18 protein-coding genes are annotated in these 20,688 nt (G+C 61.7%); 6 read left to right on the forward strand and 12 right to left on the reverse strand.

Annotated features, from left to right (window positions below):
• Positions 1–149 precede the first annotated feature (149 nt).
• The 4 genes from J5M73_RS20940 (at position 150) to J5M73_RS20955 (ending at position 4,902) form a co-directional block, all read left to right on the forward strand.
• A complete protein-coding gene (locus J5M73_RS20940) occupies positions 150–623 on the forward strand; it encodes a MarR family transcriptional regulator (protein ID WP_102864704.1) in 474 nt (157 codons plus the stop codon).
• Entirely contained in the window at positions 620–2,089 is a 1,470-nt protein-coding gene (locus tag J5M73_RS20945; RefSeq protein WP_102864705.1) for an efflux transporter outer membrane subunit, read from the forward strand. The genes J5M73_RS20940 and J5M73_RS20945 overlap by 4 nt, the downstream gene beginning before the upstream one ends.
• A gap of 15 nt (positions 2,090–2,104) precedes the next feature.
• Positions 2,105–3,304, forward strand: coding sequence for an HlyD family efflux transporter periplasmic adaptor subunit (locus J5M73_RS20950; RefSeq protein ID WP_102864706.1), 1,200 nt, complete (start codon positions 2,105–2,107; stop codon positions 3,302–3,304).
• Between the two features lie 68 nt (positions 3,305–3,372).
• The gene (locus tag J5M73_RS20955; protein WP_102864707.1) at positions 3,373–4,902 is read left to right on the forward strand and encodes a DHA2 family efflux MFS transporter permease subunit; all 1,530 of its coding nucleotides are present in this window, start codon (positions 3,373–3,375) and stop codon (positions 4,900–4,902) included.
• Positions 4,903–5,041: 139 nt separating this feature from the next.
• On the opposite strand, the gene lpxH is transcribed toward J5M73_RS20955, so the two are convergent.
• Together lpxH and J5M73_RS20965 are read right to left on the reverse strand one after the other, a co-directional pair.
• Positions 5,042–5,794 (reverse strand): UDP-2,3-diacylglucosamine diphosphatase, encoded by a 753-nt coding sequence (gene lpxH, locus J5M73_RS20960; RefSeq protein ID WP_102864709.1) that lies wholly within the window; start codon positions 5,792–5,794, stop codon positions 5,042–5,044.
• The gene (locus J5M73_RS20965) at positions 5,791–6,294 is read right to left on the reverse strand and encodes a peptidylprolyl isomerase (RefSeq protein WP_016965727.1); all 504 of its coding nucleotides are present in this window, start codon (positions 6,292–6,294) and stop codon (positions 5,791–5,793) included. The genes lpxH and J5M73_RS20965 overlap by 4 nt, the downstream gene beginning before the upstream one ends.
• Before the next feature lie 270 nt (positions 6,295–6,564).
• On the opposite strand from J5M73_RS20965, the gene J5M73_RS20970 reads away from it, so the two are divergent.
• Both J5M73_RS20970 and cysS read left to right on the forward strand, forming a co-directional pair.
• The gene (locus J5M73_RS20970; RefSeq protein ID WP_102864710.1) at positions 6,565–8,265 is read left to right on the forward strand and encodes a glutamine--tRNA ligase/YqeY domain fusion protein; all 1,701 of its coding nucleotides are present in this window, start codon (positions 6,565–6,567) and stop codon (positions 8,263–8,265) included.
• 18 nt (positions 8,266–8,283) lie between these two features.
• Positions 8,284–9,666 carry a cysteine--tRNA ligase gene (cysS, locus tag J5M73_RS20975; protein WP_102864711.1) on the forward strand — a complete coding sequence of 461 codons (1,383 nt, stop codon included), beginning with the start codon at positions 8,284–8,286 and terminating at the stop codon, positions 9,664–9,666.
• 68 nt (positions 9,667–9,734) lie between these two features.
• Here the strand turns inward: cysS and J5M73_RS20980 are convergent, their stop codons facing one another.
• The 10 genes from J5M73_RS20980 to nuoG form a co-directional block, all read right to left on the reverse strand.
• A complete protein-coding gene (locus tag J5M73_RS20980) occupies positions 9,735–10,052 on the reverse strand; it encodes a transcriptional regulator (protein WP_102864712.1) in 318 nt (105 codons plus the stop codon).
• Positions 10,039–10,389 (reverse strand): toxin, encoded by a 351-nt coding sequence (locus J5M73_RS20985; RefSeq protein WP_102864713.1) that lies wholly within the window; start codon positions 10,387–10,389, stop codon positions 10,039–10,041. Before J5M73_RS20985 ends, J5M73_RS20980 begins: the two co-directional genes overlap by 14 nt.
• A gap of 237 nt (positions 10,390–10,626) precedes the next feature.
• Positions 10,627–12,090 carry an NADH-quinone oxidoreductase subunit NuoN gene (nuoN, locus tag J5M73_RS20990; RefSeq protein WP_015636299.1) on the reverse strand — a complete coding sequence of 488 codons (1,464 nt, stop codon included), beginning with the start codon at positions 12,088–12,090 and terminating at the stop codon, positions 10,627–10,629.
• Positions 12,091–12,097: 7 nt separating this feature from the next.
• Complete coding sequence (gene nuoM, locus J5M73_RS20995) at positions 12,098–13,630, reverse strand: NADH-quinone oxidoreductase subunit M (protein ID WP_011062195.1); 1,533 nt, start codon at positions 13,628–13,630, stop codon at positions 12,098–12,100.
• Between the two features lie 39 nt (positions 13,631–13,669).
• Positions 13,670–15,523: an NADH-quinone oxidoreductase subunit L gene (gene nuoL / locus J5M73_RS21000; protein WP_102864714.1), complete on the reverse strand. Its 1,854-nt coding sequence runs from the start codon at positions 15,521–15,523 to the stop codon at positions 13,670–13,672.
• A complete protein-coding gene (gene nuoK / locus J5M73_RS21005; protein WP_016964784.1) occupies positions 15,520–15,843 on the reverse strand; it encodes an NADH-quinone oxidoreductase subunit NuoK in 324 nt (107 codons plus the stop codon). The genes nuoL and nuoK overlap by 4 nt, the downstream gene beginning before the upstream one ends.
• Positions 15,844–15,847: 4 nt before the next feature.
• A complete protein-coding gene (nuoJ, locus tag J5M73_RS21010) occupies positions 15,848–16,348 on the reverse strand; it encodes an NADH-quinone oxidoreductase subunit J (RefSeq protein ID WP_102864715.1) in 501 nt (166 codons plus the stop codon).
• A gap of 9 nt (positions 16,349–16,357) precedes the next feature.
• Positions 16,358–16,906, reverse strand: a complete 549-nt coding sequence (gene nuoI / locus J5M73_RS21015; protein WP_003223795.1) for an NADH-quinone oxidoreductase subunit NuoI — start codon at positions 16,904–16,906, stop codon at positions 16,358–16,360.
• An 11-nt stretch (positions 16,907–16,917) separates the two neighbouring features.
• Positions 16,918–17,925 carry an NADH-quinone oxidoreductase subunit NuoH gene (gene nuoH, locus J5M73_RS21020; RefSeq protein WP_102864716.1) on the reverse strand — a complete coding sequence of 336 codons (1,008 nt, stop codon included), beginning with the start codon at positions 17,923–17,925 and terminating at the stop codon, positions 16,918–16,920.
• Complete coding sequence (gene nuoG / locus J5M73_RS21025; protein WP_102864717.1) at positions 17,922–20,636, reverse strand: NADH-quinone oxidoreductase subunit NuoG; 2,715 nt, start codon at positions 20,634–20,636, stop codon at positions 17,922–17,924. Before nuoG ends, nuoH begins: the two co-directional genes overlap by 4 nt.
• Positions 20,637–20,688: the final 52 nt, after the last annotated feature.

Below are 20,688 nucleotides of genomic sequence, written 5' to 3' on the forward strand. Positions count from 1 at the left end.
GAACAAGGCGCCCGCCGGTTTTCAAGCCGGCGGCGCTGCGCCGTTGATCAAGCAAATAAACAGCAAGCTAATCACTGCGTTGACATTGGCTGCCTAGGCAGTAATATCTCGACACACACTCTCTGCCTAGGCAGCTAACTGGTGGTCAGATGAAGCATTTCAAACCCGACGACTTTCACAATTGCCATCTCGGCTTGCTGCTGGGGCGTGCCGCCCTGCTCAAGGACCGGATCATTGACACCCACATGGAGCCCCACGGCATCACTGCCGCGCAGTTCAAGGTGCTGATCATCATGGCCCAGTTCGGCGTCGATACCCCGGCCGAATTGTGCCGCCACCTGTCCCTGGACAGCGGTTCGATGACCCGCATGCTCGACCGCCTGCAGCAGAAGGACTTCCTGGCGCGTCAACGCTCGGAGGACGACCGGCGCCAGGTGCGCCTGGTGCTGACCGAGGAAGGTCGCAAGCTTGCTGATCGGCTGCCTTACATCGGTGCCAATGCAATGAACCAGTTGGCGGGTGCCATCTCTCCCGAGGAGTTGCGCACCCTGGAGCAGATTCTCAAGAAAATTTTGCTGGCTGCCGGTGACCCGATCACCATCCTGCGTTTAGGTGAAAAATGAGCAGTAAAACCTCGCGTACCCGCCTCAGCCTGGTGCTGTTGGCCATGAGTCTGGCCGGTTGTGCCAATTACAGCGGCCTGGATACCTCCGGCGTAAGCCTTGAGGCGAAAAGCCTCGCAGCTGGACAGTCTCTCAACGGTGTGACTTTGTCGCCGGCAGCCTGGCCACAAAGTGACTGGTGGAAAAGCCTGGGCGATACCCAGCTTGACGGGCTGATCCAGGAAGCCCTGCGGGACAGCCCGGACATGCAGATCGCCAGTGCCCGTGCCCATCAGGCCAGTGCTGCGGCTTATGCCGCGGATGCCGGGCGGATGCCGACCCTGGATGCCAGTGCCGGTATCAGCCGCTCGCGTCTGGCCCGTGACCAGGACCCGTTGGGGCAGGGCGGGGCCTATTCCACGGTGCGCAACATTGGCGCCAGCTTCAATTACAACTTCGATCTCTGGGGGGGCCAGCGCGCGGCCTGGGAAGCAGCGCTGGGGCAGGCCCGAGCCGCTGAAGTCGACCGCCAGGCAGCGAGTCTGACCCTGGCCGCCGATGTAGCGCGTGCCTACAGCGACCTGGGGCGTGCGCATATCGTGTACGACCTGGCGAACGAGGACCTCAAGCGTACCCGGCAGATGCTCGACCTGAGTCGCCGTCGCCTGGACTCCGGGATCGACAGTCAGTACCAGTACCAGCAGACCGAAAGTCTGGAGGCCAGCTCCCAGGCCAGCCTGATCGACGCCGAGAAGCAATTGCAGAGCGCGAAGATCGCCTTGGCTGTGTTGCTCGGCAAGGGGCCGGATCGGGCCGATGACATCTCCCGGCCCAAGGTCCTGCAAGCCAGCGCCGTAGCCCTGCCTTCGACGCTGCCCGCTGAACTGCTGGGGCGCCGGCCTGATCTGGTGGCGGCTCGCTGGCGGGTGGAAGCGGCGAGCAAGAACATCGATGCCAGCAAGACCCGTTTCTACCCCAACCTCAACCTCAGTGCGCGAGCGGGCACCGAGGCGTTGCTGGGGGATGCGCTGTTCGGTTCCGCCAGTCGCTTCTTCAGTATCGCGCCGACTGTCTCGCTGCCGATTTTCGACGGCGGGCGGCTGCGGGCTGACCTGGACGCCCGGGATGCCGACTACGACCTGGCAGTGGCGCAATACAACAAGACCCTGGTGGCTGCCCTGGGGGATGTCAGCGACAGCATCTCCCAACTGCGGGAAATCGGACGGCAGATCGTCGCCCAGCAGCACGCCACCGACATCGCTCAGGACTCTTACAACACCGTGGTCCAGCGTTTCGGCTCCGGGATCGGCAACTACCTGGACGTGCTGAGCATTGAGCAGCAACTGCTGCAGGCCCAGCGCCAGCTGGCCACGCTGAATGCTCAGCAGATCGATCTGTCGATTCAATTGATGCAGGCGTTGGGGGGCGGCTTCGGTGCCCAGAACCTGGCTTCGGCCGACCCAGCCCCAGTTCCTCAGACTAAATAATTCGAGGTATTTGTCATGGCCACTGCCGACACTCAAGCAACCGAAAACACCCCGGACGCCGGTAACTCCCGCAAGCGCAAAGTCATGCTCCTGGGGCTGACGGCCATCGTCATTCTCGGCGGTCTGGGCGTGTTCGCCTGGCACGAACTTTATGGGCGCTGGAATGAAAGCACCGACGATGCCTATGTCAACGGCAATGTCGTGGAGATCACCCCGCTGGTCACCGGCACTGTGGTCAGCATCGGCGCCGACGATGGTGATCTGGTGCATGAGGGCCAGGTGCTGATCAACTTCGATCCTAACGATGCCCAGGTCGGCCTGCAGAGTGCCGAGGCCAATCTGGCCCGCACCGTACGCCAGGTGCGTGGCTTGTACAGCAACGTTGATGGCATGCGGGCTCAAGTGGCGGCGCAGAAGGCCGAAGTGCAGAAAGCCCAGGACAACTTCAATCGCCGCAAGAACCTCGCGGCCAGCGGAGCGATTTCCCAGGAGGAACTGTCCCACGCTCGTGATGACCTGACCTCGGCACAAAATGCCCTGGCCAACGCCCAGCAGCAGCTCAACACCACCAATGCCCTGGTGGACGACACCGTAGTCTCCAATCACCCGGATGTGCAGGCCGCGGCCGCGCAGTTGCGCCAGGCCTACCTGAACAACGCCCGCAGTACGCTGATTGCGCCAGTGACCGGTTATGTGGCCAAACGCACCGTGCAACTGGGCCAGCGGGTCCAGCCGGGCACTGCACTGATGGCGGTGATTCCCCTGGACCAGCTGTGGATCGACGCCAACTTCAAGGAAACCCAGCTGCGTGACATGCGCATTGGCCAGCCGGTAGACATCGAGGCCGACATCTATGGCAGCGATGTGAAGTACAGCGGCACCATCGATAGCCTCGGCGCCGGCACCGGTAGCGCCTTTGCCCTGTTGCCGGCGCAGAACGCCACCGGTAACTGGATCAAGATCGTGCAGCGTGTGCCGGTGCGTATCCACATCAATGCCGAGGAGCTGGCCAAGCACCCGCTGCGGGTCGGCCTGTCGACCCTGGTGAACGTCAACCTGCGGGATCAGAGCGGCCCGGTACTGGCCCAGCAACCACCGCAAAAGGCTTCCTTCAGCACCAACGTCTATGACCGTCAGTTGGGCGAGGCCGATGCTCTGATCGCCCGTCTGATCCACGACAACAGCGCGACCATCGGCAAGACGGCCCAGCGCTGATTCGCCAATCCGTCAACCCTGGTGTCGTCTAGAGACCAGGGTGCCAGCCCAGTTCCTAAGGATTCGCGATGAGCAATAACGCGTCTTTCACGCCTCCCAGCCTGCTGCTGAGCACCATCGGCCTGTCACTGGCGACCTTCATGCAGGTGCTCGATACCACCATCGCCAACGTGGCGTTGCCGACCATCTCTGGCAACCTCGGGGTGAGTTCGGAGCAGGGTACCTGGGTCATTACCTCGTTCGCCGTGAGCAACGCCATTGCCTTGCCACTGACCGGCTGGCTGAGCCGGCGTTTCGGTGAAGTGAAGCTGTTTATCTGGGCCACCCTGCTGTTTGTGCTGGCCTCGTTTCTCTGCGGTATTTCCACCTCGATGCCCGAACTCGTTGGCTTTCGGGTGCTGCAAGGGGTGGTAGCAGGTCCCCTGTATCCCATGACCCAGACCCTGCTGATTGCCGTCTACCCGCCCGCGAAGAGGGGGATGGCCCTGGCGCTGCTGGCCATGGTCACGGTGGTGGCGCCGATTGCCGGGCCGATACTCGGTGGCTGGATCACCGACAGCTACAGCTGGCCGTGGATCTTCTTTATCAATGTGCCGATCGGCCTGTTTGCTGCCTGGGTGGTTCAGCAGCAATTGAAGGCGCGACCGGTGGTGACCAGCCGCCAGCCGATGGACTATATCGGCCTGCTGAGCCTGATCGTCGGGGTCGGTGCCTTGCAGATCGTTCTCGACAAGGGCAACGACCTGGACTGGTTCGAGTCCAACTTCATCATCGCCGGCACGCTGATCTCGGTGATTGCCCTGGCGGTGTTCGTGATCTGGGAAATGACGGATCGGCATCCTGTGGTCAACTTGCGGCTGTTCGCCCATCGCAACTTCCGCATCGGCACCATCGTGCTGGTGGGCGGTTACGCCGGGTTCTTCGGGATCAACCTGATCCTGCCGCAATGGTTGCAGACCCAGATGGGCTACACCGCCACTTGGGCCGGTCTGGCCGTGGCACCGATTGGCATTTTGCCGGTGCTGATGTCGCCCTTTGTCGGCAAGTACGCCCACAAGTTCGACCTGCGCCTGCTGGCTGGCCTGGCGTTCCTGGCCATTGGCCTGAGCTGCTTCATGCGTGCCGGATTCACCAATGAGGTGGACTTCCAGCACATCGCCCTGGTGCAGCTGTTCATGGGGATTGGTGTGGCGCTGTTCTTCATGCCGACCCTGAGCATCCTCATGTCCGACCTGCCGCCGCACCAGATCGCCGACGGCGCGGGCCTGGCGACCTTCCTGCGGACGCTGGGGGGTAGCTTTGCGGCGTCGCTGACGACCTGGATCTGGATTCGTCGGGCGGATCAGCACCATGCCTACATGAGCGAAAGCATGAGCATCTTCGATCCGGTCACCCGGGACGCGTTGAACAACCTCGGCGGTGCCAGCACCCAAGCCTACGCGCAGTTGGACCAAGTGCTCACCAGCCAGGCGTACATGCTCTCGACCGTGGACTATTTCACCTTGCTGGGCTGGGGGTTCATGGGCCTGATTCTGTTGGTGTGGCTGGCCAAGCCACCGTTTGCCGCCAAGGCCGGCCCGGCGTCGGCGGGGCATTGATGGCCATTGCCGTATGAGCTGGCTTGCCAGCGAAGGCGTCCGTAAGGGCGATGCAAGGCTTGCTGGCCACTTCGCCGGCAAGCCGGCTCCTACGGTGGGGCATTTGTTGTAGGGGCTACTTGCCAGCGAAGGCGTCTGTTCAGGACGAACCGGGCAACGCCAGCTGCGTGGGTACGAAATCGAACGCAGCCAGTTGGAAACCCTGCTCGTCCACCTGCAATGCCCAGCCCTGTCGATCCCAGTCCCCCAGCACGATGCGTTTGGCGGCCTGTTGGCCAATCTGCAACTTGTGAATCGCCGGGCGGTGGGTATGGCCATGAACCAGGGTGCCCACTCCATGTTCGCGCATGACCCGCGGTATTTCGTCCGGGGTCACATCGACAATGTCGTTGGCTTTCATGCGCGTCTGGGCGCGACTTTCGTTGCGCAGCTTGCGCGCCAGCTTGCGCCGGGTGCGCAAGGGCAGGTGCCGCAGAATCCACAGGCTCAACGGGTTGCGCAGGTAACGACGCATGCGCATGTAGGCTTCGTCGCGGGTGCACAGGCTGTCGCCGTGCATCAGCAGTACCGGCTCACCGTAGAAGTCGACGACGCTGGGGTCCTTGAGCAGGGTGGCGCCGGCTGCCTTGCAAAAGGCCTGGCCGAGCATGAAGTCGCGATTGCCATGCATCAGGAAGACCTGGGTACCGCTGTCGCTGAGTTCGCGCAGTGCCTGGCAAATGGAAAGCTGGTAGGGGGTCATGGCATCGTCGCCGATCCATACCTCGAAGAAGTCCCCGAGGATGTACAGCGCCTCGGCGGCGCGGGCGCGCCCACCGAGTAAATCCAGAAACGCCCGGGTAATGTCCGGGCGTTCCTCTTCCAGATGCAAATCTGAAATCAGCAGTATCACTCAATGATCTCGGCTTTCTCGATGATCACGTCTTCTGCGGGTACGTCCTGGTGGCCGGATTTCATGGTGGTGGCCACGCCTTTGATCTTGTCGACCACTTCAGTGCCGGCGATCACTTTACCGAATACTGCGTAGCCCCAGCCTTGAACGGTCTTGCCGCTGTGGTTGAGGAAGCTGTTGTCGGCGACGTTGATGAAGAACTGCGCGGAGGCCGAATGCGGCTCCATGGTACGGGCCATGGCGACGGTGTACTTGTCGTTGGAAAGGCCGTTGTCCGCTTCGTTCTGGATGCTTGGACGCTTGTCTTTCTTTTCTTTCATGCCAGGTTCGAAGCCGCCGCCCTGGATCATGAAGTTACCGATGACGCGGTGAAACACGGTGTTCTCGTAGTGCCCGGCTTTCACGTATTCGACGAAGTTGGCCACGGTCAACGGGGCTTTCTCGGCGTTCAATTCCAGCACGATCTCGCCGTGGTTGGTGGTCAGTTTGACTTGGGTCATGGTCGGTACTCTTTATAAGGAGAAGCGTTTTCAAGAAAATCCTGGGTGGCGGGGCACGCATGCGGTCCGCACCGATTTGGCCATCCTGCAGCCAAGGAGCGCAGTTTAGCGTGACCGCCATGAATTTCGAGGCTGTTTTTTCACTTGCACGCTATTAATAGCCGCAGTTTTAAAGCTGCGCTCTGTCAGGCACTTGACAGCATCGGCTATGATACTCGTTTTGATTTATCAGGCCGCACCCGGCCGCGCACTTGTACGTTCAAGGATCCTATGAGCAAGCCCACTGTCGACCCTACCTCGAATTCCAAGACTGGACCGGCCGTACCGGTCAACTTCCTGCGCCCGATCATCCAGGCGGACCTGGACTCGGGTAAGCACACACAGATCGTGACCCGCTTCCCTCCGGAGCCCAACGGTTACCTGCACATCGGTCACGCCAAGTCGATCTGCGTGAATTTCGGCCTGGCTCAGGAGTTCGGTGGTGTCACCCACCTGCGCTTTGACGACACCAACCCGGCCAAGGAAGACCAGGAGTACATCGACGCCATCGAAAGCGACGTCAAGTGGCTGGGCTTTGAGTGGTCCGGTGAAGTGCGCTATGCCTCGCAATATTTCGACCAATTGCACGACTGGGCCGTGGAACTGATCAAGGCAGGCAAGGCCTACGTCTGCGACCTGACTCCCGAGCAAGCCAGGGAGTACCGCGGTAGCCTCACCGAAGCGGGCAAGAACAGCCCGTTCCGCGAGCGTTCGGTTGAAGAGAACCTGGACTGGTTCGCCCGCATGCGTGCCGGCGAATTCCCGGACGGTGCACGGGTGCTGCGGGCCAAGATCGACATGGCCTCGCCGAACATGAACCTGCGCGACCCGATCATGTATCGCATCCGCCATGCCCATCACCACCAGACCGGTGACAAGTGGTGCATCTACCCCAACTACGACTTCACCCACGGTCAGTCGGACGCCATCGAAGGCATCACCCATTCGATCTGCACCCTGGAATTCGAAAGCCACCGTCCGCTGTACGAATGGTTCCTCGAGCACTTGCCGGTGCCGGCGCACCCGCGTCAGTACGAATTCAGCCGCCTGAACCTGAACTACACCATCACCAGCAAGCGCAAGCTCAAGCAACTGGTGGACGAGCAGCACGTGAATGGTTGGGACGATCCGCGCATGTCGACCCTGTCGGGCTTCCGCCGCCGCGGCTACACCCCGGCATCGATCCGCAATTTCTGCGAGATGGTTGGCACCAACCGCTCCGACGGCGTGGTCGATTACGGCATGCTGGAATTCAGCATCCGCCAGGACCTCGACGCGAATGCCCCGCGCGCCATGTGCGTGCTGCGTCCGTTGAAAGTCGTGATCACCAACTACCCGGAAGACCAGGTCGAGAACCTCGAACTGCCGCGTCATCCGCAGAAAGAAGAACTGGGCGTGCGCAAGCTGCCGTTCGCCCGTGAAATCTACATCGACCGTGATGACTTCATGGAAGAGCCGCCAAAGGGCTACAAGCGCCTGGAGCCCAACGGTGAAGTGCGGCTGCGCGGCAGCTACGTGATCCGTGCTGACGAAGCGATCAAGGATGCCGAGGGCAATATCGTCGAGCTGCGTTGCTCCTACGATCCGGACACCCTGGGCAAGAACCCTGAAGGCCGCAAGGTCAAGGGTGTGATCCACTGGGTGCCGGCTGCCGCCAGCGTCGAGTGCGAAGTGCGCCTGTACGATCGTCTGTTCCGTTCTCCGAACCCGGAGAAGGCCGAGGACAGCGCGAGTTTCCTGGACAACATCAACCCTGACTCCCTGCAAGTGCTCACTGGTTGTCGTGCCGAACCCTCGCTGGGCAACGCACAGCCGGAAGACCGTTTCCAGTTCGAGCGCGAAGGCTACTTCTGCGCGGATATCAAGGACTCGAAACCCGGTGCTCCGGTATTCAACCGTACCGTGACCCTGCGCGACTCCTGGGGTCAGTGATTCAGTCAAGGAACTAACGTGCTAACGATCTACAACACGCTCACCAAGAGCAAAGAAGTCTTCAAGCCTTTGGATGGCAACAAGGTGCGCATGTACGTGTGCGGCATGACCGTGTACGACTATTGCCACCTTGGGCACGGCCGCAGCATGGTGGCCTTCGACCTGATTACCCGCTGGCTGCGTTTCAGCGGTTATGACCTGACGTACGTGCGCAACATCACCGATATCGATGACAAGATCATCAATCGTGCCAATGAGAACGGTGAGTCCTTCGAGGCCTTGACCGAGCGTATGATCGCGGCGATGCACGAGGACGAGGCGCGGCTGAATATCCGCAAGCCGGACATGGAACCGCGGGCCACCGACCATATCCCTGGCATGCACGCGATGATCCAGACCCTGATCGACAAGGGTTATGCCTACGCTCCGGGCAATGGCGACGTGTACTACCGCGTCGGTAAGTTCATGGGCTATGGCAAGCTGTCGCGCAAGAAGATCGAAGACCTGCGCATCGGTGCGCGGATCGAAGTGGATGAGTCGAAGCAGGACCCGCTGGACTTCGTGCTGTGGAAAGCCGCCAAGCCGGGCGAGCCGAGCTGGGAGTCGCCGTGGGGGGCTGGTCGTCCGGGCTGGCATATCGAGTGCTCGGTGATGTCTACCTGCTGCCTGGGCGAGACCTTCGACATTCATGGTGGCGGCAGCGACCTGGAGTTCCCGCATCACGAGAACGAGATTGCCCAGAGCGAGGCGGCGACCGGCAAGACCTACGCCAATGCCTGGATGCACTGCGGCATGATCCGCATCAATGGCGAGAAGATGTCCAAGTCCTTGAACAACTTCTTCACCATTCGCGACGTGCTCGACAAGTACCATCCGGAAGTGGTGCGTTACCTGCTGGTGGCCAGCCACTACCGCAGCGCCATCAACTACTCGGAAGACAACCTCAAGGACGCCAAGGGCGCGCTGGAGCGTTTCTATCACGCGCTCAAGGGCTTGCCAAAAGTCGCTCCGGCCGGTGGCGAAGTCTTCGTCGAACGTTTCACCCAGGTGATGAACGACGACTTCGGTACTCCGGAAGCCTGTGCCGTACTGTTCGAGATGGTGCGTGAGATCAACCGCCTGCGTGAGAGCGATATCGATGCGGCGGCGGGTCTGGCAGCGCGTCTGAAAGAGCTGGCCAGCGTGCTGGGCGTGCTGCAACTGGAAGCCGATGACTTCCTGCAGGCCGGTGCTGAAGGTCGGGTCGATGGGGCACAGGTCGAGGCGCTGATCCAGGCCCGTCTGGCAGCCCGTGCCAACAAGGATTGGGCTGAGTCCGACCGTATTCGCGATCAGATCACCGCCATGGGCGTGATTCTGGAAGACGGCAAGGGCGGTACGACCTGGCGCTTGGCTGACTAAGCTGGCGTTTGCTGCAACAAGAAACCCGCCTGGTGCGGGTTTTTTGTTGCCCTTCGAACAGTGCCGGATCAGGCCAGCGAGGCGAGGCGCTCCACTGTGTCCGGGTAGCGTTCCACCAGGCGCATCAAGGTCGTGGCCTGGGCGTTGGGTGTGGCGCGGCCTTGTTCCCAGTTTTCCAGGGTGCGGGTGTTGGTCCGCAGGTACATGGCGAATACTGAGCGCGAGAGGTTGAGTTGCTGGCGGATGTTCATCACCTCGGTGGCAGTGATGGGGGGCAGTTTGTCCAGCTTCACTTTATGGCTGCGCAGGGTGATCTTGCCCTGGCGTTCCTGGGTGAGGGCGTCGATGCCTTCTACCAGTTCGGAAAAGATGTCACGTTTGGTCATGTCTTCTGGCCTCGATTTCACGTTCCAGCAGTTGTTTGAGTTGTTGTCGCTGCTGCGGTAGCAGGTCGTCCATCTGCTCCTTGTCGAACAGGGTGAAGAGCCAGAACTGCGCCCCTCCGGACCACCAGTAATAGATCACCCTCAGCCCGCCACGCCTGCCCTTGTTGCGTCGCTCATCGACGAAACGCATCTTGCGCAAGCCGCCAGTGCCCTGAATCAGAACCCCTGCGTACGGGTGGCGCAGCAACTCGATCTGCAGTTCGCAGAACAGCTCGTCGTCAAGGAAGTCCTTTCGGTATCGTGCAAATGCCGGTAGTTCAATAAACAGAGCATTCATTTCATACGCTTCCTGCGTATAGACTGGATGACGCTGCAGCTTTGGTCAAGGCCCGCTGAGCGCCGCGTTTGATCTGGCAACAGTCTATGCCTGCGGCATTGGGCTGAATGTCGGAGCGTGCCGACGTGACAGGAAGGGCGATTCCGAGTTTCGCTGGGAAGAGGGGAGGGCAGGGCCCTGAAATGCAAAACGGCACCCGAAGGTGCCGTTCTGTTTGTTGCGTTGAAACCTAAGCGATCAACCCGCCAGGCCGGAGTGCTGGACCAGGGTCAGCAGCGGCTGTGGGTATACGCCGAGGAAGAACGCCAGGACCGCGATGGCCAGCAGCATGACGCCACCGGCTTTCTGTTCCCAGTGCAGTTGGGCATCGACGCGACGCAGGTTCGGCTCGATCAGGTACAGGGTGACCATCACTCGCAGGTAGTAGAAGACGCCGATGGCGCTGCCCATGACCAGGGAACCGACCAGCCACCATTGGTGCGCTTCGACACCGGTCGCGATGATGTAGAACTTGCCGATGAAGCCTGCGGTCAGCGGGATACCGGCCAGGGACAGCATCATCACGGTGAGGACGGCGGTCAGGTACGGACGGCGCCAGAACAGGCCGCGGTACTCGTACAGGGCGTCGGCATCACGGCCTTTGTACGGCGAAGACATCAGGGTGATCACACCGAAGGCGCCAAGGCTGGTGATCACGTAGGTGACCAGGTACACGCCGATGGCTTCCATGGCCAGGCCCTTGCTCGCCACCAGGGCGATCAGCAGGTAGCCGAAGTGAGCGATGGACGAGTAACCCAGCAGACGCTTGAGGTTGCTCTGGGTCAGCGCCAACAGGTTGCCCACCAGGATCGAGGCGATGGCGATCACGGTCAGCACGTTGCTCAGGACACCGCTGCTGGCCACTGGCGACAGCTGGAACAGACGCACCAGTACCGCGAACACCGCTACCTTGCTGGCGGTGGCCAGGAAGGCGGCGACCGGGGCCGGGGCGCCTTCGTAGACGTCCGGAGTCCACAGGTGGAAAGGCACCAGCGACAGTTTGAAGGCCAGGCCGATCAGCATCATGCCCAGGCCCAGTTGCGCCAGCGGGCTTGGCAGCCCAGTGGCGGCCAGGGCTTGACCGATACCGCTGAAGCTCAGGCTGCCGGCTTCTGCGTAGAGCAAGGCCATGCCGAACAACAGGAAGCCCGAACCGGCGGCCGACAGCACCATGTACTTGATGCCGGCTTCCAGGGAGCGCTTGTTGAAGAAGGCATAGGCCACCAGGCCGTAGACCGGTACCGAAAGCAGCTCCAGGCCGATGAACAGGCCGGCCAGGTTCTGCGCGCTGACCAGTACCAGACCACCGGCGGCGGCCAGCAGGATCAGCAGGTACAGCTCTTCTCGGTTGCCCGGGTAACCGCTGCTGCCGTCGCCCAGGTAGGCGTGGGCCAGGGTGACGCAGGCCAGGGTGGCCACCAGGATCAGGGCCATGTACAAGCAGGCGAACTGGTCGATCTGCAACAGCGGGGTCACTGCCAGCGGTGCCACTTTCAGCACCGGGAAAATCGACAGCAATGCCAGGTTCAGACCGGCCACCGACAGCAGGAAGGTCTGGGCGTGGTTGCGCCGCCAGGCGATCGCCAGCATCACCACCACAAGGGTGGCGCTGGTGATCAGCAGCGGCGCCAGGGCTATAAAGTGTTGAATCGTAAAGTCCATAGCGCTCTTACCGGGCCGAAGCGAGTTGAGTGAAGGCGGTGCTGAGCCATTGCTGCACGCCATGCATGGTGGCGGCAGAGGTATCGAGGAACGGTTGCGGGTACACGCCGATGTAGATCAGCAGTACCGCCAGTCCCAGCACCATGATCAGTTCGCGAGCATCCATGCCGTGCAGTACCGCGTCCGACTTGGACGGGCCGAAGTAGGCACGGTGGATCATGATCAGCGAGTAGACCGAGCCGAACACCAGGCCGGACGTCGCGATCGCAGTGATCCATGGCGCGCTGACGAAGGTGCCGATCAGGATCAGGAACTCGCCGACGAAGTTGCCGGTGCCCGGCAGGCCGAGAGAGGCGGCTGCAAAGAACAGGCTGATGGCCGGCAGGTAGGCGATACGCGACCACAGGCCGCCCATTTCACGCATGTCGCGGGTATGGGTGCGTTCGTACAACTGGCCGCTGAGGATAAACAGCGCGGCTGCCGAAACACCGTGGGCCAGCATCTGGATCACCGCGCCCTGCAGGGCCTGCTGGCTGCCGGAGTAGATCCCGATCAGCACGAAGCCCATGTGGGAAACGCTGGAGAAGGCGATCAGACGCTTGATGTCGGTCTGGGCGAAGGCCAGGAAGGCGCCGTAGAAGATGCCGATCAGACCCAGGGTCATGGCGATCGGTGCGAACTCTGCCGAAGCATTGGGGAACAGCGGCAGGGCGAAACGCAGCAGGCCATAGGCCGCCGTCTTCAACAGGATACCCGCCAGGTCCACGGAACCGGCGGTCGGTGCCTGGGCGTGAGCGTCAGGCAGCCAGGAGTGGAACGGCACCACCGGCAGCTTCACCGCGAAGGCGATGAAGAAGCCGAGCATCAGGATGTACTCGGTGGCGGTGGACATCTTGGTCTTCAGCAACTGGGCGTAATCGAAGGTGATCACCCCGGTGTTGTTGAAGTTGACCAGCACCAGGCCCAGGATCGCCACCAGCATGATCAGGCCGGAAGCCTGAGTGAAGATGAAGAACTTGGTTGCTGCGTAAATCCGGGTTTTCTTGCCGTCTGCCGAACTGTGACCCCAGAGCGCGATGAGGAAGTACATCGGCACCAGCATCATTTCCCAGAAGAAGAAGAACATGAACAGGTCCAGCGCGAGGAACACGCCGACCACGCCGCCCAGGATCCACATCAGGTTCAGGTGGAAGAAGCCCACGTGACGCTGAATCTCTTTCCAGGAGCAGAGTACCGAGAGGATACCCAGCAGGCCGGTCAGCAGGATCATCAACAGCGACAGACCGTCCAGGGCCAGGTGCACGTTGATGCCGAAGCGCTCGATCCAGACATGCTTGAACTCGATGGCCCAAGTTGGATCGGCGCCAGGCGCCGGAGCAAATGAATAGTTACCGTGGGCCCACAGCCAGAGGCCGAGAGCGAGTTCCAGGGTCATGGTCAACAGCGCAATCCAGCGGGGGAGGGTGGCGCCGAAGCGCTCACCCAGCCAGCACAGCAGGCCGCCGATGAAGGGGATCAGGATTAGCCAAGGCAGAATCATGACGGGCTCAATTCCTTTCGCAAGTTCGCAAGGTTCATATCAGACCGCTACCAGCACAATGGCGCCGATGACCAGCACGGCACCGGCTGCCATCGAGGCGGCGTACCAACGCAGTTGACCGGTCTCGGTACGGCTCAGGGAGTTGTGACCCCCTTTGGCCATACGCGGGATCAAACCGATGGTCTGATCGAGCGGGTCCTTGCGCAGTACATGGCTGATGGCCAGGTATGGCTTGACGAACAGTTTGTCGTAGATCCAGTCGAAGCCCCAGGCGGCGAACCACCAGGCCGAGAGCAGACGCCCGATGCCGCTGTTGGCGATGGCGGTCACAACGCGACGCTTGCCAAGGAACAACAGGGCGGCCAGCAGGATACCGGCCAGGGCGATGGCGCCCGAGGCGATTTCCAGGCTGTGCTTGGCTTCGCCACCGGCATGACCGACGCTCAGCGGCAGTACACCATGCAGGGGCGGAGTGATCATCGCGCCGATCCCGGTGGACAGCACGATCAGCACCACCAACGGCAGCCAGTGGGAAATCCCGTGGCCGGCGTGGGCTTCGGTCTTGGCTTCACCGTGGAAGGTGATGAAGATCAGGCGGAAGGTATACAGCGAGGTCATGAACGCACCCACCAGGCCGGCGTACAGCAGGCCGTGGTTGCCGCTGGCGAAGGCTTCCCAGAGGATCTCGTCCTTGGAATAGAAGCCCGCGGTCACCAGAGGCAGGGCCGCCAGGGCTGCACCACCGACGATGAAGCTGGCGTAGGCCAGAGGCAACTTCTTCCACAGGCCGCCCATTTTGAAGATGTTCTGCTCGTGGTGGCAGGCAACGATCACCGCACCGGAAGCCAGGAACAGCAGGGCCTTGAAGAAGGCGTGGGTCATCAGGTGGAAGATCGCACCGTCCCAGGCGCCAACGCCCAGGGCCAGGAACATGTAGCCGATCTGGCTCATGGTGGAGTAGGCGAGGATCCGCTTGATGTCGGTCTGCACCAGCGCGGCGAAGCCGGCCAGTACCAGGGTCACGCCACCCACCAGGCCCACCAGGTGCAGGATTTCCGGCGCCAGGGTGAACAGACCGTGGGTACGGGCGATCAGGTAGACGCCGGCGGTGACCATGGTCGCGGCGTGGATCAGTGCCGAAACCGGGGTCGGACCGGCCATCGCGTCCGCCAGCCAGGTCTGCAGCGGCAGTTGCGCGGATTTGCCCACGGCGCCGCCCAGCAGCATCAGGGTCGCCAGGGTGATCCAGAAGTCGCCGGCCTGGAATTTCTGCGGTGCCAGCACCAGCAGTTCCTGGACGTTCAGCGTGCCCACCTGTTGGAACAGAATGAACAGGCCGATGGCCATGAACACGTCGCCGATACGGGTGACGATAAAGGCCTTGAGTGCGGCGTTACCGTTGTTGCGGTTGCTGTAGTAGAAACCGATCAACAGGTAGGAGCACAGGCCCACGCCTTCCCAGCCGAAGTACAGGAACAACAGGTTATCGCCCAGCACCAGGAACAGCATGCTGGCGATAAACAGGTTGGTGTAGGCGAAGAAGCGCGAGTAGCCGGCTTCACCGCGCATGTACCAGGACGCGAACAGGTGGATCAAAAAGCCCACGCCCACCACCACACCCAGCATGGTCACGGACAGACCATCCAGGTACAGGGCGAAGTTCGGCGCGAAACCGTCCACCGACATCCACTGCCACAGCACCTGGGTGTAGTGACCACCCTCGGGCGGCGCGACGTTGAATTGCCAGATCACGTAGGCGGCCACGATGGCCGATAGACCAATGGAGCCGACGCCGATCAGGGCCGAGAGGTTTTCCGAGAGGCGTCCCCGGGAGAACGACAGCAGCAGGAAACCGATCAGGGGGAATACGAAAGTCAGAAAGAGAAGGTTCATCCGCGCATCTCGCTGGCTGCATCGATATCGAGAGTGTGGAAGCGGCGGTACAGCTGCAGCAGGATCGCCAGGCCAATACTGGCCTCGGCGGCTGCCAGGCTGATCACCAGGATGAACATCACTTGTCCATCCGGTTGCGCCCAGCGGGCGCCCGCAACGATGAAGGCCAATGCCGAGGCGTTCATCATCACTTCCAGGCTCATCAATACGAAGAGGATGTTACGGCGGACCATCAGGCCGACCAGACCGAGGCAGAACAGGATGCCGGCAACTGCCAGGCCATGTTCCATCGGGATAGTACCGAGAGGGATAGTAGGCATCGTGTTACTCCTTCGCCTCGTTGCGGCCCAAGTGGAACGCCGTGACGGCTGCGGCGAGCAGCAGCATCGAGGCGAGTTCGACCACCAGCAGGTAAGGGCCGAACAGGCTGATGCCCACGGCCTTGGCGTCGACGGTGGTTTGACCGATACCGGCACCGCTCTGGTGGCTGAACAATACGTACAGCAGTTCAGCCAGCAGCAGGGCGGCGAGAATCACCGGGCCGATCCAGATGCCGGGCGTGAGCCAGATGCGCTCTTGCTGGGCCGCGGCCGGGCCGAGGTTGAGCATCATCACCACGAACACGAACAGCACCATGATGGCGCCGGCGTAGGCGATCACTTCCAGGGCACCGGCGAACGGTGCGCCGAGGCTGAAGAAGGTCATGGCCACGGCGATCAACGAAATGATCAGGTAGAGCAGGGCGTGCACAGGGTTGGTGTTGGTGACCACGCGCAGCGTGGAAACAACGGCAACACCTGATGCGAAATAGAAAGCGAATTCCATCGTTCTTCCTTAAGGCAGCAAGCTCTTCACGTTGATCGGCTCGGCTTCATTCTGCGCGGAGCCTTTTGGCTTACCGGCAATGGCCATACCTGCAACACGATAGAAGTTGTAGTCAGGGTTCTTTCCGGGACCGGAGATCAGGAGATCCTCTTTCTCGTAAACCAGGTCCTGACGTTTGAACTCGGCCATCTCGAAATCCGGTGTCAGCTGGATTGCGGTGGTCGGACAGGCTTCCTCGCAGAGACCGCAGAAAATGCAGCGTGAGAAGTTGATGCGGAAGAAGTCCGGGTACCAGCGACCGTCTTCGGTTTCAGCTTTCTGCAGCGAGATGCAACCCACAGGGCAGGCCACGGCGCACAGGTTGCAAGCTACGCAACGCTCTTCGCCATCGGGGTCGCGAGTCAGGACGATACGGCCACGGTAGCGTGGCGGCAGGTACACCGGCTCTTCGGGGTATTGCAGGGTGTCGCGTTTGCGAAAGCCGTGACCGAACACCATCACCAGGCTGCGCAACTGGGTACCAGTACCCTTAACGATGTCGCCAATATATTTGAACATGGGTCAAATCCTCACTGAACCGCGCCCGCAGGCGTGTTCAACAACACAAGCGCAGCGGTCACCAGCAAATTGATCAGGGTCAGCGGTAGGCAGAATTTCCAGCTGAAGTCCATCACCTGGTCATAACGCGGGCGCGGGATAGAGGCGCGCAGCAGGATGAACAGCATGATGAAGAACGCGGTCTTCAAGGCGAACCAGACGAAGGACAGTTGCGGCAGGATGCCGAACGGACCGTGCCAGCCACCGAAGAACAGGGTGACCAACAGTGCCGAGATCAAGATGATGCCGATGTACTCACCAACGAAGAACATGCCCCATTTCATGCCGGCGTATTCAATGTGGTATCCGTCGGCCAGTTCCTGCTCCGCTTCCGGCTGGTCGAAGGGGTGACGGTGAGTCACGGCCACGCCAGCGATGAAGAAGGTACAGAAGCCGAAGAACTGCGGAATGATGAACCACAGGTTCTGCGCCTGGTACTCGACGATGTCGCGCATGTTGAAGGAACCGACCTGAGCCACGATGCCCATCAGCGCCAGGCCCATGAACACTTCGTAGGACACGGTCTGGGCCGAGGCCCGCAAGCTGCCCAGCAGGGCGAACTTGTTGTTACTCGACCAGCCGGCGAACAGCACCGCGTAGACCGACAGGCCAGCCATGGCGAAGAAGAACAGCAGGCCGATGTTCAGGTCCGCGACGCCCCAGGTCGGGGTGATCGGGATGATCGCGAAAGCGATCAGCAGGGCAGACATGGCGACCACCGGTGCCAGGGTGAAGATCACCTTGTCGGCAAACGGCGGGGTCCAGTCTTCCTTGAAGAACATCTTCAGCATGTCGGCGGCGATCTGGAACATGCCGAACGGGCCAACGCGGTTCGGACCGTAACGGTCCTGCCACCAGCCCAGCAGGCGACGTTCGACGAAGCTCAGCAGCGCACCGGCGATGACCACCGCCAGCAGGATCACGACGGCCTTGACGACCGTCAGGATCACGTCGATCACTTCAGGGGTAAACCAACTCATTGCGCCGCCTCCTGCAGACCGTCAACGGATTTGCCAAAGAACGCCGGAGGAATCCCCGCCAGACCGGCAGGCAGGCCCACCAGGCCAGCACCCAGCTCTTCGTTGATGCGCAGTGGCAGACGCAGGGTCTGGCCGGCTACGTTCACCGCGAGCAGGGCACCGTCGTTGACACCCAGGCGATCGGCTTCGGACTTGGCCAGGGCCACGTAGGCCGCCGGAATGCGTTCCTGTACCGGAGCGGCTTTCGAAGAGTTCTCTTCGCTGCCGAACAGGTGATAGAACGGCACCGCTTGCCAGGTGCCCTGAGCCGGAGAGAAGGCCCGCGGTACGCTGGCGAACCAGTTGAGACGGTCGCCCTGGCTTTCGATCAGGCGAGTACCCGGATCACCGGCACGCAGATGGCCGCCGACTTCGTCCTGGAACTTGTTCCAGGCTTGCGGTGAGTTCCAGCCCGGCGACCAGGCGAACGGCACTTGCGAGCGCGGTTCGGCGGAGCCCGAGTAACCTTCCATGGAGTAGGCGAAGGCGGTATCCGGGTCTTGCGGGGTGCGCGGTTCATGCACGCTCTGGTTGGCGCGCATGGCGGTACGGCCGCTGTAGCGCAGCGGTTCGCGGGCCAGTTTCAGGCCTTTGATACGGAACGCTGCGGAAGGTGCCGCGTCGATGATGGAAGCCAGTTGCGGGGTGCTCGCGGCGCAGGCAGCGGTCACGTGGTCCAGCTGGGTCCAGTCCACCGGCTTGTTCAGCAGAGTGCTGCGCAGGGCATGCAGCCAGCGCCAGCCTTCGTGGACCATGATGCTGGCGTCCAGGTAGGTCGGATCGAAGACCTGGAAGAAGCGCTGGGCGCGACCTTCCTGGCTGACCAGGGTGCCGTCGCCTTCGGCGAAGCTGGCCGCCGACAGCACCAGATGCGCGCGCTCCACGGTGGCGGTCTGTTGATGATCGGCAACGATCACCACCTTCGCCGCGTTCAGTGCGGCATCCACCTTGGCTGCGTCGGTGCGGGTGTACAGGTCGTTTTCCAGGACCACGATGGCGTCGGCCTTACCGTCGATCACCGCCTGCAGGGCCGCGTCCACGGATTCGCCACCGAGCATGGCCAGGCCGAGGCTGTTGGCCTCTGGCACGATCAGGCTGATGGAGCCTGCTTTGTCGCGCAGCTTCAAGGCTTTGGCGATGTTCGCTGCAGCTTCGATCAGCGCCTTGGAGCCCAGGGATGTACCGGAAATGATCAGTGGGCGCTTGGCCGCCAGCAGAGCGTCGGCAATGCGCTTGGCCAGTTCCAGGGCTTCGCTGTCCAGGCCTTCCACGGCAGGGGCGCTGGCGTCGATGGCGTGGGCCACGGCGAAACCGATGCGCGCCAGGTCGTCCGGAGCGGCGTGTACACACTCCTCGGCGACGTCGTCGAGCTTGGTTTCAGCCAGGCTGGCAATGAACAGCGGGTTCAGCGCGTGCTGGCCGATATTCTTCACGGCGGCGTCGAGCCAAGGCTGGACGCGCATGGCGTCGGCCATTTCCTCGGCCTTGCCCTTGACCGACTGGCGCAGGGCCAGGGCCATGCGTGCGGCGGTTTGGGTCAGGTCTTCGCCAAGGACGAAGATGGCATCGTGGTCTTCGATCTCGCGCATGTTCGGAACCGGCAGCGGACTGTCGTTCAGCACCTGCAGAACCAGGCGGATGCGCTCCAGTTCGGAAGCTTCGATACCACTGTAGAAGTGCTCGGCACCGACCAGCTCACGCAGGGCGTAGTTGCTTTCCAGGCTGGCGCGAGGCGAGCCGATACCGACGATGTTGCGACCGCGCAGCAGGTCGGCCGCCTGGTCCAGGGCCTCGTCCAGAGTCAGCTGGGTGCCATCGGCCAGTCGTGGCTGGCGCGGACGGTCCTTGCGGTTGACGTAGCCGTAGCCGAAACGGCCACGGTCGCAGAGGAAATACTGGTTCACCGAACCGTTGTAGCGGTTCTCGATGCGCCGCAGCTCGCCGTAGCGCTCACCCGGGGAGATGTTGCAACCGCTGGAGCAGCCATGGCAGATGCTCGGCGAGAACTGCATGTCCCACTTGCGGTTGTAGCGCTCGGAGTGAGTCTTGTCGGTGAACACACCGGTCGGGCAGACCTCAGTGAGGTTGCCGGAGAACTCGCTTTCCAGGGTGCCGTCTTCAACACGACCGAAGTACACGTTGTCGTGGGCGCCGTAGACGCCCAGGTCGGTGCCGCCGGCGTAGTCCTTGTAGAAGCGCACGCAGCGATAGCAGGCGATGCAGCGGTTCATTTCGTGGGAAATGAACGGGCCGAGGTCCTGGTTCTGGTGGGTGCGCTTGGTGAAGCGATAACGGCGCTCGTTGTGGCCGGTCATCACCGTCATGTCTTGCAGGTGGCAGTGACCGCCTTCCTCACAGACCGGGCAGTCGTGGGGGTGGTTGGTCATCAGCCACTCGACAACACTGGCGCGGAAGGCCTTGGATTCTTCATCGTCGATGGAGATCCAGGTGTTGTCGGTGGCTGGGGTCATGCAGGACATGACGATACGACCACGGGTGTCGTTCTCGTCGGTGTACTGCTTGACCGCGCACTGGCGACAGGCACCGACGCTACCGAGAGCGGGGTGCCAGCAGAAATAAGGGATGTCGAGGCCTAGTGACAGACAAGCCTGTAACAGGTTGTCCGCCCCATCGACTTCGAGCGCTTTGCCGTCTACGTGGATAGTGGCCATGGTTCAAAGTTCTTCGTTGGCCCGGTGTCAGCGGGCGTGGCTAATGGAATCT

It is taken from the genome of Pseudomonas sp. 50_B (assembly GCF_017491625.1).
GTDB classification, from domain to species: Bacteria; Pseudomonadota; Gammaproteobacteria; order Pseudomonadales; family Pseudomonadaceae; genus Aquipseudomonas; species Aquipseudomonas danubii.

Coding starts and splice junctions, on each gene's coding strand:
- nuoL (WP_102864714.1), bottom strand. CDS start 15,523: ATGAACCTTCTCTTTCTGACTTTCGTATTCCCCCTGATCGGTTTCCTG.
- nuoK (WP_016964784.1), bottom strand. CDS start 15,843: ATGCCTACTATCCCTCTCGGTACTATCCCGATGGAACATGGCCTGGCA.
- nuoH (WP_102864716.1), bottom strand. CDS start 17,925: ATGAGTTGGTTTACCCCTGAAGTGATCGACGTGATCCTGACGGTCGTC.
- J5M73_RS20985 (WP_102864713.1), bottom strand. CDS start 10,389: ATGAATGCTCTGTTTATTGAACTACCGGCATTTGCACGATACCGAAAG.
- nuoM (WP_011062195.1), bottom strand. CDS start 13,630: ATGATTCTGCCTTGGCTAATCCTGATCCCCTTCATCGGCGGCCTGCTG.
- J5M73_RS20970 (WP_102864710.1), top strand. CDS start 6,565: ATGAGCAAGCCCACTGTCGACCCTACCTCGAATTCCAAGACTGGACCG.
- nuoJ (WP_102864715.1), bottom strand. CDS start 16,348: ATGGAATTCGCTTTCTATTTCGCATCAGGTGTTGCCGTTGTTTCCACG.
- nuoI (WP_003223795.1), bottom strand. CDS start 16,906: ATGTTCAAATATATTGGCGACATCGTTAAGGGTACTGGTACCCAGTTG.
- J5M73_RS20965 (WP_016965727.1), bottom strand. CDS start 6,294: ATGACCCAAGTCAAACTGACCACCAACCACGGCGAGATCGTGCTGGAA.
- J5M73_RS20955 (WP_102864707.1), top strand. CDS start 3,373: ATGAGCAATAACGCGTCTTTCACGCCTCCCAGCCTGCTGCTGAGCACC.
- J5M73_RS20980 (WP_102864712.1), bottom strand. CDS start 10,052: ATGACCAAACGTGACATCTTTTCCGAACTGGTAGAAGGCATCGACGCC.
- nuoG (WP_102864717.1), bottom strand. CDS start 20,636: ATGGCCACTATCCACGTAGACGGCAAAGCGCTCGAAGTCGATGGGGCG.
- J5M73_RS20950 (WP_102864706.1), top strand. CDS start 2,105: ATGGCCACTGCCGACACTCAAGCAACCGAAAACACCCCGGACGCCGGT.
- nuoN (WP_015636299.1), bottom strand. CDS start 12,090: ATGGACTTTACGATTCAACACTTTATAGCCCTGGCGCCGCTGCTGATC.
- J5M73_RS20940 (WP_102864704.1), top strand. CDS start 150: ATGAAGCATTTCAAACCCGACGACTTTCACAATTGCCATCTCGGCTTG.
- J5M73_RS20945 (WP_102864705.1), top strand. CDS start 620: ATGAGCAGTAAAACCTCGCGTACCCGCCTCAGCCTGGTGCTGTTGGCC.